Here is a 13,626-nt window from a genome sequence, read left to right on the forward strand (position 1 = left end):
AGGGAAACAGCCCAGATCGACAGCTAAGGTCTCCAAATCCATACTAAGTGGTTAAGGTGGTGATCCTGCTTAGACATCCAGGAGGTTGGCTTAGAAGCAGCCATCCTTTAAAGAAAGCGTAATAGCTCACTGGCCTAGCGGGGTTGCGCCGAAAATGTAACGGGGCTCAAGTATGGTACCGAAGCTTCGGGATCGTCTTTGACGATCGGTAGGGGAGCGTTCTCAGATAGGATGAAGGTGAATCGGAAGGTTTGCTGGACTAATGAGAAGTGATTATGCTGGCATGAGTAACGACAAAAGAAGTGAGAAACTTCTTCGCCGTAAGCCCAAGGTTTCCTGGGTAAAGTTAATCTTCCCAGGGTAAGTCGGTCCCTAAGGCGAGGCTGAAAAGCGTAGCCGATGGAAAACAGGTTAATATTCCTGTACCCGTGCGAGTGTGCGATGGGGGGACGCAGTAAGATAGGTGATCCGGGCGTTGGATATCCCGGTGCAAGCGTGTAGGCTGATCTGGTAGGCAAATCCGCCGGGTCAAGGCCGAGACGTGATGCCGTGTCTTTATCGACAGAAGTCACTGATTCTACACTGCCTAGAAAAGCCTCTAAGTTTAGCGCGCGCGGACCGTACCGTAAACCGACACAGGTAGGCGGGTCGAGCAGACCAAGGCGCTTGAGAGAACTCTGGTTAAGGAACTCGGCAAAATGACCCCGTAAGTTCGCGATAAGGGGAGCTCTAGAAGGTGATGAAACTAGCTTTTTGAGCCTTTTGGAGCCGCAGAGAATCGGGGGGGGCGACTGTTTACTAAAAACATAGGTCTATGCGAAGTCGTAAGACGACGTATATGGACTGACGCCTGCCCGGTGCCGGAAGGTTAAGGGGTGGGGTTAGCGTAAGCGAAGCTCTAAACCGAAGCCCCGGTAAACGGCGGCCGTAACTATAACGGTCCTAAGGTAGCGAAATTCCTTGTCGGGTAAGTTCCGACCTGCACGAATGGCGTAACGATCTCCCCACTGTCTCAACCAGAGACTCAGTGAAATTGAATTACCGGTGAAAATGCCGGTTACCCGCAGAAGGACGGAAAGACCCTGTGCACCTTTACTACAGCTTGACATTGGGTCTAGGGCTATCATGTGTAGGATAGGTGGGAGGCTTTGAAGCCGGTACGCTAGTATCGGTGGAGCCAACCTTGAAATACCACCCTTGATAGTCTTGGATTCTAATCCAGAGCCGTTATCCGGCCTGGAGACAGTGTCTGGTGGGTAGTTTGACTGGGGCGGTCGCCTCCTAAAGAGTAACGGAGGCTTGCAAAGGTTCCCTCAGGCTGATTGGAAACCAGCCGTTGAGTGCAAAGGCATAAGGGAGCTTGACTGTGAGAGAGACATCTCGAGCAGGGACGAAAGTCGGTCTTAGTGATCCGGTGATCCCGAATGGAAGGGTCATCGCTCATAGGATAAAAGGTACGCCGGGGATAACAGGCTGATCGCATCCAAGAGTTCACATCGACGATGCGGTTTGGCACCTCGATGTCGGCTCATCACATCCTGGGGCTGAAGCAGGTCCCAAGGGTTCGGCTGTTCGCCGATTAAAGTGGTACGCGAGCTGGGTTTAAAACGTCGTGAGACAGTTTGGTCCCTATCCTCTGTGGGCGTTGGAGAATTGAAGAGGGTCTGCCCCTAGTACGAGAGGACCGGGGTGGACGAACCTCTGGTGTTCCTGTTGTCACGCCAGTGGCATTGCAGGGTAGCTATGTTCGGAAAGGATAACCGCTGAAAGCATCTAAGTGGGAAACCTGCCTCAAGATGAGTTCTCCCTCTCTTCGGAGCTGAAGACCCCTGGAAGACCACCAGGTTGATAGGCCGGAGGTGTAAGTGTGGCAACACATTCAGCTGACCGGTACTAATAGGTCGTGCGGCTTAGGTAATCATTCTCTCCCTCCCTATGAAACTATATATTTGTCCTGGTGACCAAGGAGAAGGGGGTACACCCGATCCCATTCCGAACTCGGAAGTTAAGCCCTTCATCGCCGATGATACTGCAATTTAAATTGTGGGAAAGTAGGTCGTCGCCAGGACTTTTCATTTCAGGAGCGCCGTGAGCAATCACGGCGCTCCTGTTTTGTTTCATGAATCTCCGCTCCCTTTTCTCCGCTCCGCTCTCTCCGCCCTTCGCTTCCGCTTCCTCCACGCATCCGACCGGCCGGAACAGCCAGGAATATGGCTTCCCAGTGCCGCTGGGAGTGCACGCCTCTGCGCGCTTCGGGCAGCATTCAGCCCCCCATTTTGACCGGGCACCTCCCGGAGTAGCCCCTTTTCGGCCGGGACTTCAGCCAAGCTCGGAAGCCGAGCTGGCGGTATGTCCTGCACCAGCCTTGCCAGACTCTGTCCGCCGTCTCCCGCCGTCGCTCGCTGCCACACGCCGTCGCCCGCCTGCCCTTCGCTTTGCCGCAAAGCCAACCGTGCTCGCCCCCTTGCCTTGCTTCCTCGCATGGTCTGCTCGCCCGGCATCGCGACATGCGCACATCCTGCCCATTCCCGATTCTCGCGAGGCAGGCTGGCGATCAAACACGCTAAGGCAGGGCGCAACTTGCGTCGAAGGTTCACCCCAACCGCGCGAGGTAGAGGGAATCTAAGCCCGATCCCACTGAATCCATTCCCTGTCTCGTTCCCATCGTACCTCAGTCATGCCGTCTTCGATTTCAAACCGCGGGGAATGCACGGCGGGTTGATTCCTGACCGTTTCCGGGTACAATCCCAGCTTGATCCTGCGCTGCGTTTCCACGCTCCGGCCTGGCGTCCGGAAGTGGCCAATTCGCCCCCCGCAGGAGCGACGAGTCGTAAAGCTCGTATCCATCCGGGACGGAAACCGGTTGATGCCCTGAAATATCCTGTATCGGCAAAAGGAGTCTTTCGATGTCCGAGCGCATCCAGTCAGGCGGTCTTTCCATTTCCCGTCCGCTGCACGAAGTCATTCAATCCGCTTTGATCGGATCAGGCTTGAGTGAAGAGGGGTTCTGGCAATCTCTTGCGCACATCGCGGCCAAGCTCGGCCCAAGCAACAGGCATTTGCTGGCGAAGAGGGAGGCGTTGCAGTCCTCCATCGACGACTGGCATCGTACGAACCCCGGCAAGCCCGACCCGGCGGACTATCGTTTTTTTCTGGAAGAAATCGGGTACTTGCTGCCCGAAGGGTCTGATTTCAAGATTGAAACCGAAAATGTCGATCCGGAGATCGCCACCATTGCCGGGCCGCAGCTCGTCGTGCCCATCACCATTGCCCGCTACGCACTGAACGCGGCGAACGCCCGCTGGGGCAGCCTTTATGACGCTTTGTACGGCAGCGACGTAATTCCTGAGTCGGCGGGCGCGGAAAAGGGTACAAAATACAATCCGAAGCGCGGCGAGTTGGTTTTCTCCCAAACTTCCAGGTTTCTGGATATGTCGGTTCCTTTGGAAGACGGCTCTCATGCCGACGCGGTCAAATACGCTTTGTCTGCGGATGGAAGCCATGTTGTCGTTCAATTGAGTGACGGGTCCATGGTTTCGCTCCTGCGTCCGGAGCAGTTTGTCGGCAACGCCAGCCAAGGCGCCTGCCTCGTTTTTCGCAGCAACGGGCTGCATGTCGAACTGCAAATCGACCGCGCACATGCCGTGGGCGGTTCCCATCCAGCCGGCATCAAGGACGTTCTTCTGGAATCCGCCTTGACCACCATTCTCGACTGCGAGGACTCCGTCGCTGTTGTGGACGGCGACGACAAGGCCCTGGCCTATGCGAATTTGCTCGGACTGGTTCGCGGCGATTTGGAGGCAGCGTTCGTCAAGGGCGGCAAGCGCGTGACGCGGGGATTGAATCCGGATAGACGCTTTGTCGGCCCTTCGGGTGAACCCGTGACGCTGTCGGGGCGGAGTCTGCTTCTGGTCCGCAACGTGGGGCACCTGATGACCACCCCGGCGGTTCTTGATGCGGACGGCAGAGAGCTGCCCGAAGGATTTCTCGACGCCATGGCCACGGGGCTGATTTTTTCGCATGATCTTGCGGGACGCTCTCGCCTGCGGAACAGCAGCGCGGGAAGCGTGTACATCGTCAAACCGAAAATGCACGGGCCGGAGGAAGTCGCCCTGACCTGCGAGCTTTTCGAGCATGTGGAAAAGGCTCTTGATCTGCCCGCGCGCAGTCTCAAGCTGGGAATCATGGATGAGGAGCGCCGCACCACGTTGAATCTGAAGGAGTGCATCCGGGCCGCCAAGGATCGGATCATCTTCATCAATACGGGTTTCCTGGACCGGACCGGCGACGAAATCCACACCAGCATGGAGGCCGGGCCCATGGTTCCCAAGGAGGAGATGAAGTCCCAGCCCTGGATCGCCGCCTATGAGGACTGGAATGTGGACGTGGGGCTGGCTTGTGGCCTGAGCGGACGCGCCCAGATAGGCAAGGGCATGTGGGCCAAGCCGGACAGGCTTGCCGAGATGGTGGAGACCAAGGGGACGCATCCCCGCGCGGGCGCCAACTGCGCCTGGGTTCCCTCTCCCACGGCGGCCACTCTCCACGCCATGCACTACCATGAGGTGGACGTTTTCGCTCGGCAACGCGAGTTGTCCGGGAAACGCCGGGCCACGCTCGATCAACTGCTGACGATCCCGCTCATGGGGGCCGGCCGTCCGTCTGCCCAGGAAATAGAGCGCGAGCTGAGCAACAACTGCCAGTCTATCCTGGGATATGTCGTGCGCTGGATCGACCAGGGCATCGGTTGCTCCAAGGTGCCGGACATCAACGATGTGGGCCTGATGGAGGATCGCGCCACGCTGCGCATTTCCAGCCAGCACATCGCCAATTGGCTGCGGCATGGCGTGTGTTCCCGCGATCAGGTCGCGGCCGTGCTCAGGCGCATGGCCGCCGTGGTGGACCGCCAGAACCAGGGCGACCCGGCATATCGGCCCATGGCCGCCGATTTCGATGCCAGCGTGGCCTTCCAGGCTGCCAGCGATTTGATTTTCCTGGGGTGCGAGCAACCGAGCGGCTATACGGAGCCGCTTCTTCACGCCAGAAGGCGTGAAGCCAAGGCCCGGTTCGGCTGATCGTTCGGCTGGCGTCCGTGAACGGTATGCCGTGCCGCCGATTCCGGCTTGAAACAGAAAAGAGCGCCGTGGCTGTTCCCACGGCGCTCTTCACTTTTTGGGCGCGATTCGGCCTGCGGTTGCCTCTCCGGTGCGTCAGGCGACATTGCCGCGCTTTTTCCAAAGCTGCATCTCCTGCATTCGTTTGCGCCGTTCGCGCTGGAGCGCTTTGCAGACAAGAGGCTGGTTCTTCCTGTATCCCCATTTGGCCCTGTATTCGTCCGGGGTCAGTCCGAATTTCGCCAAGTGTTTTTTGGTGAGAATTTTGAAAGGCTGGCCGGATTCAAGGCAGACGATGCTCTGTTCGCGGATCGCCTTTTGCGGATCCGGGAAATCGGAAACAGGTTTCGGCGCGGCTCCTTCCGCAAGTCCACGAATGCTTTCGGAGAGCTGCCGGACCATTTCCGTGATCTCCTCGTCGGTCATGATCCGCACGCCTGCCTGGGCTTTTGCGATTTCGAGAGCTTCCTTGAGAAATTCATCCATGGCGGGCTCCTTTGAAATATTTCTGTTAACAGCGTTTTGCTTGTATAAGAACAAGAATATTTAGCATGACGCGAGAAAGGCGTCCAGAGCTTGAGATTCAGGTTTTCCGCATCTCAAGGTGACGGTCCGGAGACAGGCGTCGGCTTCCCTTGCCGTGTGCCGGGCCATGTCGTATAGCCAACTATCGCATCGTTTCATGTACCAATTCATCCTTGCGCACAGGAGGGGAGATCATGCTCAACGACAACGAAACCGCCTCGACACCTCGGGAAGGCAAGGCTCCTTCCGAATCGAAGCCCGATAATTTTGCCGGGAGCCCCGCGTCCGCATCCCGCCGCGACCTGAGTAGAATATCGCTCGTGATTTCTCTGCTTTCCCTGGTCCTGGTCGCCATCTTCTTCTTCGGCCTGAACCGGAATCTCAGCGGCCTGGCGCGAGAGGTGCAGGACTACAACGCCATGAAGAACAGCGTGACCTCGCTGGACGCCTACGTGGACGACATCCTCGGACAGATGGGACGGATCAACGCGCAGCTGCTCAATATCGACGAGCGCCGCAGGGCCACGGTGGTCAAGATCCTCATGGAGTCCATGCTCGACGACATGATTCAAAAGACTTCGTTTTTGAGTGCGCAGCTCGGCTCCGCTCCGGAAGCGGCAAAATTGCAGCAGATCCAAGCGTTGCTGCTGGAACTTCGCCATCCTGCCGCCGCTCCGGCGGCCGTGCAGCCCGCTCCGGCCGGGCCCGATCCCGTGGGGCAGGCCGAGGTGAAGCCGTCCGGGGACGAGACGCGCCCGGAATCCGTCCAGGAGCCCCCTCAGGAATCCGCTCCGGTCCCCTCCTCGGAGGAAGCCTCGCCAGAGCAGGGCTCCGGAGAGCCGACTCCCCCTTCGGGCGGGGGGGAACCAACGACCATGACGCAGTAACGAAGCCGCATCAAGCGGTGCATATCCAAGGGAGGCATAAGCCTCCCTTTTTTTGTCCCTACCTTATCGGCGAGGAGGGGAGGGGGGCGAATCGCGACGCGAGCTTCCGGAACGTGTTCTGCCCTTGGGAGGAAGACGGGGAGCATTCGCATCGCCCTGCGCGAGGGGAATGCGTCTTTTCTGGAAGGGGGCGCAGACGGGAAAAGAGACGGCGAAGGAGAGCTGGTAGGATCGTCGCGGGGCGCACTCGCGATGGCTGCCTGCCGGGTGGACAGTAATGAACAACTGTTCAGTGGTGAACAACGACGATGCGCAAACTCTTTGGAAAAGTGTTGACAACAGAAGAAAGCGCGGATATTTATCGGACAGTTGAACAACAATGAACAGTTGGCGAAAAACGGATGACCAAGAAGTTCATCAGTCTGCGCGAGGTGGCGCGGCAGCTCAATATCCCGCCGTCCACCGTCGTATATTATAAGGACAGGTTCTCTGAATTTGTCCCCTCTCAGGGTGGAGAGGGGAGGCGTAAGCGTTACCCGGCTGAAGTGATCGATATTTTCAGGAGGATTCGCGAGATGTTCAACAACAACTGGTCCACGGAACAAATCGAGCAGGAGCTGGCGCTGCGCTACGCGTCCGGCGGTTCCGTCGCTGAGGCGCGCTCCGAAAAACCTGCCGAGGACATGGACAGCATGGTCCGGGGCATGGGCGGCGTGCTGGAAAAGATGACCGACCTGCTTGAGAACCAGAGCCTGTTCCGGAGCGAGATCCGTTCCCTGCGGGACGAGCTCGCCGGATTGAAGCAAGAGCGCCAGCAGAGCGAAAAACGCTACCTCGGTGCGCTGGAGCAGATGGAGCAGGAGGTGGCCTCCCTGCGGCGCGCCAAGGACGAGCTGGAACGGCTGCTTCGGCAGGGCGGTTCCGGCGCTCCCGTGTTCCCTTCGGAAGAATATCTTTCCCGTCCGCTGGTCATCCGCACCGAGCAGGGCGAATACCTGGGCGTGCTCGGCAAGGTGCAGAAGCATTTCGCCCTGCGGGATTTCGTGTTCATGATCGAGCGGAACGCCGCTGCCGGACGCCGCATGGACATGTCCTGGGAAAAGCGCGACGACCACTGGGTGTTGCTCGTTTCCGCGCGCGATTCCGAAGATGCCCGCGAGCAGCACGTGGTGCTCGTGACCCAGAAGACCGTGACCCCCAGCCGCAATACGGTGACGGAGATCGTTCGCCTGAACATCAACGGCAACGACGTGCCGGATTCGCTCTTGTTGTCGCTGTTCAAGAAGGTCAAGGACGGTTTCGACGCCTGGAATCGATGATTTTCCGGCGGGGTGCAACTTATCCTGTACGCTTTTGGCGTATTGGGCTATGCGGAACCGACGATCAATTATTACTAGAAAAAGTCTTGATGTATGAACGTATTTCAGGTTATTGGGTCGTAACATGTCATACGAGGCGGAGGGGGGGCGCATGCCGCAGGTTGCTGCAAGGATAACCCACGACCAGGAGAAGTGGCTCAAGGAGTTCTTCAAGACGAAGAGCGCCGGTGCCGAGTTCATCCTGCCCTGGGCCGTGGACGTATTCTTCCGTTGCATCCGCAACGTCTCCAACGAATTTTCCGTGGCCGAGCTCAAGACCGTTCTCGAAGCCCACCGCGAGGTCAAGCTCCTCCCCAATCAGTCCAAGCAGGCCTATCTTCAGCTGCGCGTCGAGGAGGCCTGCGACGAGCGCGGTGCGCACATCCAGCACGGCGCGAGCAAGAGCAATCTGGAAGTCAAGCTGCGCAGGCTCAACGATCTCCAGGCCACCGCGTTGATGATCTGGGCCACGGCCTACTGGACCAGCAAGACCTGGGACGGCGTCGCCCTCGAAGACTACGTCAAGGTTTCCTGCGGCTGATCCGGATTGCTCCGTCCAAGTTGACTTCCCCCCGCAACGTTTTCCTGCTATGCACCTTGCGGCGCGGCAGTGACGAACGCTCCTCTGCGTTCGCCGTGACTACGCATCCGAGGTTCCCATGAAAAAGCTCCCCTGCATCCTGACCATCGCCGGGTCCGATTCCGGCGGCGGCGCAGGCATCCAGGCCGATCTCAAGGCCATTACCGTACTCGGCGGGTACGGCCTTTCCGTGCTGACGGCCTTGACCGCCCAGAACACGAAAGGGGTGGACGCCATTCATGCGCCCCCGGCTTCGTTCGTCGCGCAGCAGCTCAAGACCGTGCTGACGGACATCGACGTCGCCGCGGCAAAGACGGGGATGCTGTTTTCTGCTTCCATAATGAAAGCCGTGGCCCCCTTTCTCCGCCAGGTCGCCTTTCCCGTCGTGGTGGATCCGGTCTGCGTCAGCCAGAGCGGCCACAAGCTGCTCCAGGACGATGCCGTGGAGGCCATGCGCGAATTGATTTTTCCCCATGCGACCCTGCTGACCCCGAACATCCCCGAAGCGGAACTCTTTACCGGCATGGCCATCCGCACGCCGGAGGACATCGCCCTGGCTGCGGCGCGCCTGCTGGAGATGGGGCCCCGCGCGGTTCTGATCAAGGGCGGGCACGGCCTGGATTCCGTGGCCTCCACGGACTGGTACGCCAGGCCCGGACAAAAGCCGCTGCCCTTCATGCAGCGGCGGGTCGGCACCAAGAACAACCATGGGACGGGCTGCACTCTTTCCGCTGCCATCGCGGCGCATCTGGGACATGGCTTGGAGCTCTCCCAGGCGGTGCGCGAGGCCCAGCGCTATCTGAACCTCTGCCTTCGGGACGAGATCCAGGTGGGGCATGGGAGCGGACCGCCGAACCATATCGCCCCGCTGCTCAAGGAGCGCGAGCGCTGGCCCGTGCTGCGCGCCCTGGCTGCGGCCGTGGACGAGCTGGCGGCCATGCCCGGTCTGGGCAGGCTTGTGGGCCGCGCAGGCATGAATTTCGCCCTGGCCATGCCGTACGCCGCAGGGTTCGACGACGTGGCCAGTCTGGATGCGCCGCTTTGCCGGGCCGCGGACGATCGCGTCGTCCTGGCGGGACGTCCGGCCTTCGGCGTGGAGCGCGACGAGGCAGCAGCGCTGCTTTCCGCCCGCAAGGTCCGGGAGGATTTGCATTGCTGCCTGAGTCTGCGGCCCGGCGAGGACATTCTCGCCGCCCTGGAAGGGCTGCACGTCTCCGTGGCCCGCTTCGACCGCGCCGACGCTCCGGCCGGACCGGCCCGCAACAGCGACGCCGCCCTGGAGTGGGGGGCGTATCACGCGCTTTCCCAGCACAAGGCCGCGCTGAGCGTGGGCGCCCTGGTGGACAAGGGGGCGTTCGGGGTGGAAGGGGGAATCTGCCTTTGGGCGTCGGAGCCCTCGGAACTTGTGCGGCTCGTGGCGCGGGTGTTGAAAAAAGTGAAATAACCTGCTCGCCGGGGGTTGTCTCGGCAGCGGGAGTGGTTATTGGAGTTGACAGCGCCCATGAGGGGTGCTCTATAAGCGTCCCTTTTGCGAGAGTGGCGGAATTGGTAGACGCACTGGACTTAGGATCCAGCGGCCTCGTCCATGGGAGTTCGAGTCTCCCCTCTCGCACCAGATATTTCAAGCGACGCAGAACGGCATGACCTGAGGAGGATATTGGAATCATGGAATACGAAATCAAAGAATTGTCCCCGGTTAAACGGGAAATCTCGATCAAGGTCCCCGCGGAGGAGGTCAACGCCGCCCTGGCCACCACGGTGGCGCTCTACAAGCGCGGACACGAAGTGCACGGGTTCCGCAAGGGCAAAGCCCCGGCTTCCGTCATCGAGGCCAAGTTCCGCGCCCAGATCTACGGCGAAGCCACCACGGACCTGATCAACTACCAGATCAACGAGATCATGGCGGAAATGGGCGTGCAGCCCGTGTCCCGCATCGACGTGGACGCCAAGGAACTCGTTCGCGACGAGGACTTCGTCTATACGATTTCCTTTGAGGCCGCTCCGGAAATCGACCTGCCCGAATATTCCTCCTTCGAGGTGGAAATGGACAAGGTCGAGGTGGACGAGGCCGAGATCGCCGAGGTCGAGAAGCGCATCCTCGAGAACGCCGCCGAGGTCAAGGTGGTCGAGGACGTGCGGCCCGGCAAGGACGGCGAGGTCGTCACCGTGAGCTTCGGAGCCTACGACGAGGACGGCAAGGTCGTGGACGGGATCAAGGCCGAGAGCTTCGACCTGACCCTGGGCAAGGGGCAGGCCCTGGAAGAGTTCGAGGAACTGCTCAAGACCCTCGAACCCGGCGCCATGGGCGAAAAGGAAATCACTTTCCCCGAAGATTTCATCAATACCAACATCGCCGGCAAGAAGCTGACCATGAAGGCCACTGTCCACGCCGTCAAGGAGCGCATCGTTCCGGCCATGGACGACAAGGTCGCCAAGAAGGCCGGGTTCGATTCCGTCGAGACCATGCGCACCGCCATCGTGGAGTCCTACAAGAGCCAGCGCACCCAGCTCGCCAAGAGCAAGGCCCACAAGGAGCTGCTGGACAAGATGCTCGAAGGGCTCGACTTCGAGCTGCCGCCGAGCATGGTCGCCGACCGCATCGACCGCCTCGTGGCCGACCTGGAGCAGCGCCTGGACCGCCAGGGCAAGAGCCTGTCCTCCACGGGCAAGAGCCTCGACGAGCTGCGCGAGGAATACCGCACCCAGGCCGAGGAAGGCGTCCGCGCCGAGCTCTTCCTGCTGGCCGTGGCCCGCAAGGAGGCCTTTGAGGTCACGCCCCAGGAGATCGACATCGCCATCAGCCAGATGGCCATGCAGACCCGGCAGCCCTTCCACAACCTCAAGCAGTACTATGAGGAGCACGGTCTTGTCGTGCCCCTGCGCGACCGCCTTCTGGCCGACAAGGCCATGGAGTTCATCTTCGAGAACGCCAAGGTGATCGAAGTGGACGCCCCGGCCGTCGAGGAAGAGGGCGGCGAAGAGTCCGAAGCCAAGGCCCCGGCCAAGAAGGCCGCAGCCAAGAAGGCTCCGGCCAAGAAGGCTCCTGCCAAGAAGCCCGCGGCCAAGAAGCCCGCCGCGAAAAAGTCCGCGGACGAGTCCGGGGATAAGGAATAACGAGGCGCTTGCCTCCCGGGGCGAAATGCCCCATCATGCCGCTGTGAGCGTCGCGCCCGCCGCTCGCCTTTGGGCGGGCGGCGGGTAATGTTTCAGCGCCAGCCGCCGATACGTCTTCATAACGCAAGGAGAGGCCATGCCCAGCGTACCCATCGTCATCGAGACCACCGGCCGCACCGAGCGCGCCTACGACATCTATTCCCGCCTGCTCAAGGACCGCATCGTGCTCCTGGGCAGCGCCGTGGACGATCATGTCGCCAGCCTGATCTGCGCCCAGCTCCTTTTCCTGGAATCGGAAAATCCGGAAAAAGAGATCTACATGTACATCAACTCGCCGGGCGGCGCCGTGACCGCGGGCCTGGCGATCTACGACACCATGCAGTACATCTCCGCTCCGGTGGCCACTCTCTGCATGGGCCAGGCCGCGAGCATGGGCGCCTTGCTGCTTTGTGCGGGCGCGCCCGGAATGCGCTACGCGCTGCCGCACAGCCGCATCCTCATCCACCAGCCCCTGGGCGGCGCCCAGGGACAGGCCACGGACATCGACATCCAGGCCCGCGAGATCTTGCGCATGCGCGAGGATCTCAACGGCATTCTGGCCCACCACACGGGTCAGGATCTGGAAAAAATCAAGCATGATACCGAGCGCGATTATTTTATGGGCGCCGAAGAAGCCAAGAAGTACGGCATCATTGACAGTATTATGGTTTCACGGGATCATGCCCCTGAGAAAAGCTAGGGAGCGCTCATGAGCAGAAAGAACGATACCACAGAGCTGTGCTGCTCCTTCTGCAGCAAGGCGCAATCCGAGGTGCAGCGGCTGATCGCCGGGCCGGATGTCTACATCTGCGACGAATGCGTCGCGCTGTGCAACGACATCATGGCCCAGGAGCACGTCCAGGAAGAGTTCGAGGACGGCCGGCTCCTGCCTCCGCAGGAAATCAAGGCCCTGCTCGAACAGTACGTGATCGGCCAGGATCAGGCCAAGAAGATCCTCTCCGTGGCCGTGCACAACCATTACAAGCGCGTGTTCTACGCCTCGTCCGCCGGCAAGGACGACGTGGAACTTGACAAGTCCAACATTCTGCTGATCGGCCCCACGGGTTCCGGCAAAACGCTGCTGGCCCAGACCCTGGCCCGCGTGCTCAAGGTTCCCTTCGCCATCGCCGACGCCACCACGCTCACCGAGGCGGGCTACGTGGGCGAGGACGTGGAGAACATCCTCGTGCAGCTCCTGCAGAACGCGGACTACGACATCGAAGCGGCCTCGCGCGGGATCATCTACATCGACGAGATCGACAAGATTTCCCGCAAGGGCGACAGCCCGTCCATCACCCGCGATGTTTCGGGCGAAGGCGTGCAGCAGGCGCTCTTGAAGATCATCGAGGGCACCCAGGCGAACATTCCTCCCAAGGGCGGGCGCAAGCACCCCCAGCAGGAATTCATCCGCATGGACACGTCCAACATCCTCTTCATCCTGGGCGGAGCGTTCATCGGACTGGAAGGCATCGTGCAGCAGCGCATGCAGGGGTCGGCCATGGGCTTCGGCGCCAAGGTGGAGACCAAGAGCAAGGCCTCCACGAGCGAGCTGCTGGCCGGAGTGGAACCCAACGATCTGGTCAAGTTCGGCCTCATTCCGGAATTCGTCGGCCGCATTCCCGTGATCACCTCTCTGGAGGAGCTCACCGAGGAAGACCTCGTCCGCATCCTGGTGGAGCCGCGCAACGCCCTGAGCAAGCAGTACAAGAAGCTGTTCAGCCTGGACGACGTGACCCTGCGCTTCACGGACAACGCGCTCAAGGCCATCGCCAAGCGGGCCATCGAGCGCAAGACGGGCGCGCGCGGCCTGCGCAACGTCCTTGAGAGCGTGATGCTGGAGATCATGTACCAGCTGCCGTCCCTGGAGGGCGTCAAGGAGTGCGTGATCAACCAGGCCGTGGTCGAGAAGAAGGTGGATCCCCTGCTGATCTACCAGCAGGAAGTGAAGAGCGCCTGATGTCGGCGACAAGCCGGTATTCCGGCAATTGACATCCTGCGTTCCGGTATTACTT

The 13,626-nt window shown here is 60.3% G+C and carries 9 protein-coding genes, 1 tRNA gene and 2 rRNA genes (1 of these 12 running past the window's edge); 11 read left to right on the top strand and 1 reads right to left on the bottom strand.

Annotated elements, in window-relative coordinates; all coding sequences use genetic code 11:
• The 3 genes from G452_RS0112790 to G452_RS0112800 all read left to right on the top strand — a co-directional run.
• Nucleotides 1–1,918: ribosomal RNA gene (locus G452_RS0112790) — 23S ribosomal RNA — on the top strand (it extends 1,013 nt beyond the left edge of the window).
• Between the two features lie 35 nt (nt 1,919–1,953).
• Nucleotides 1,954–2,068, top strand: a 5S ribosomal RNA gene (gene rrf / locus G452_RS0112795).
• A gap of 838 nt (nt 2,069–2,906) precedes the next feature.
• On the top strand, nt 2,907–5,072 hold the full coding sequence (locus G452_RS0112800; RefSeq protein WP_022662656.1) for a malate synthase G: 2,166 nt from the start codon (nt 2,907–2,909) through the stop codon (nt 5,070–5,072).
• Between the two features lie 135 nt (nt 5,073–5,207).
• Here G452_RS0112800 and G452_RS0112805 read toward each other — a convergent pair whose 3' ends face one another.
• Nucleotides 5,208–5,597: a MucR family transcriptional regulator gene (locus G452_RS0112805; protein ID WP_022662657.1), complete on the bottom strand. Its 390-nt coding sequence runs from the start codon at nt 5,595–5,597 to the stop codon at nt 5,208–5,210.
• A 233-nt stretch (nt 5,598–5,830) separates the two neighbouring features.
• Here G452_RS0112805 and G452_RS0112810 point away from each other — a divergent pair, with 233 nt between their 5' ends.
• The 8 genes from G452_RS0112810 (at nt 5,831) to clpX (ending at nt 13,571) form a co-directional block, all read left to right on the top strand.
• Nucleotides 5,831–6,523 (top strand): hypothetical protein, encoded by a 693-nt coding sequence (locus tag G452_RS0112810; RefSeq protein WP_022662658.1) that lies wholly within the window; start codon nt 5,831–5,833, stop codon nt 6,521–6,523.
• Between the two features lie 401 nt (nt 6,524–6,924).
• On the top strand, nt 6,925–7,842 hold the full coding sequence (locus tag G452_RS0112815) for a MerR family transcriptional regulator (protein WP_022662659.1): 918 nt from the start codon (nt 6,925–6,927) through the stop codon (nt 7,840–7,842).
• Nucleotides 7,843–7,993: 151 nt separating this feature from the next.
• The gene (locus tag G452_RS0112820; protein ID WP_022662660.1) at nt 7,994–8,422 is read left to right on the top strand and encodes a hypothetical protein; all 429 of its coding nucleotides are present in this window, start codon (nt 7,994–7,996) and stop codon (nt 8,420–8,422) included.
• A gap of 118 nt (nt 8,423–8,540) precedes the next feature.
• Complete coding sequence (gene thiD / locus G452_RS0112825) at nt 8,541–9,905, top strand: bifunctional hydroxymethylpyrimidine kinase/phosphomethylpyrimidine kinase (RefSeq protein WP_022662661.1); 1,365 nt, start codon at nt 8,541–8,543, stop codon at nt 9,903–9,905.
• Between the two features lie 86 nt (nt 9,906–9,991).
• Nucleotides 9,992–10,076: transfer RNA gene (locus tag G452_RS0112830), tRNA-Leu, on the top strand.
• 50 nt (nt 10,077–10,126) lie between these two features.
• Nucleotides 10,127–11,575, top strand: a complete 1,449-nt coding sequence (gene tig / locus G452_RS0112835; protein ID WP_022662662.1) for a trigger factor — start codon at nt 10,127–10,129, stop codon at nt 11,573–11,575.
• A gap of 136 nt (nt 11,576–11,711) precedes the next feature.
• Nucleotides 11,712–12,314 (top strand): ATP-dependent Clp endopeptidase proteolytic subunit ClpP, encoded by a 603-nt coding sequence (gene clpP / locus G452_RS0112840; protein WP_022662663.1) that lies wholly within the window; start codon nt 11,712–11,714, stop codon nt 12,312–12,314.
• A gap of 9 nt (nt 12,315–12,323) precedes the next feature.
• Nucleotides 12,324–13,571 (top strand): ATP-dependent Clp protease ATP-binding subunit ClpX, encoded by a 1,248-nt coding sequence (gene clpX / locus G452_RS0112845; protein WP_022662664.1) that lies wholly within the window; start codon nt 12,324–12,326, stop codon nt 13,569–13,571.
• Nucleotides 13,572–13,626: the final 55 nt, after the last annotated feature.

It is taken from the genome of Paucidesulfovibrio longus DSM 6739 (assembly GCF_000420485.1).
GTDB lineage: Bacteria > Desulfobacterota > Desulfovibrionia > Desulfovibrionales > Desulfovibrionaceae > Paucidesulfovibrio > Paucidesulfovibrio longus.

Bases quoted from the DNA above. Each gene is read 5' to 3' on its own strand.
- G452_RS0112800 (WP_022662656.1), top strand. From the start codon at position 2,907: ATGTCCGAGCGCATCCAGTCAGGCGGTCTTTCCATTTCCCGTCCGCTG.
- G452_RS0112805 (WP_022662657.1), bottom strand. From the start codon at position 5,597: ATGGATGAATTTCTCAAGGAAGCTCTCGAAATCGCAAAAGCCCAGGCA.
- G452_RS0112810 (WP_022662658.1), top strand. From the start codon at position 5,831: ATGCTCAACGACAACGAAACCGCCTCGACACCTCGGGAAGGCAAGGCT.
- G452_RS0112815 (WP_022662659.1), top strand. From the start codon at position 6,925: ATGACCAAGAAGTTCATCAGTCTGCGCGAGGTGGCGCGGCAGCTCAAT.
- G452_RS0112820 (WP_022662660.1), top strand. From the start codon at position 7,994: ATGCCGCAGGTTGCTGCAAGGATAACCCACGACCAGGAGAAGTGGCTC.
- thiD (WP_022662661.1), top strand. From the start codon at position 8,541: ATGAAAAAGCTCCCCTGCATCCTGACCATCGCCGGGTCCGATTCCGGC.
- tig (WP_022662662.1), top strand. From the start codon at position 10,127: ATGGAATACGAAATCAAAGAATTGTCCCCGGTTAAACGGGAAATCTCG.
- clpP (WP_022662663.1), top strand. From the start codon at position 11,712: ATGCCCAGCGTACCCATCGTCATCGAGACCACCGGCCGCACCGAGCGC.
- clpX (WP_022662664.1), top strand. From the start codon at position 12,324: ATGAGCAGAAAGAACGATACCACAGAGCTGTGCTGCTCCTTCTGCAGC.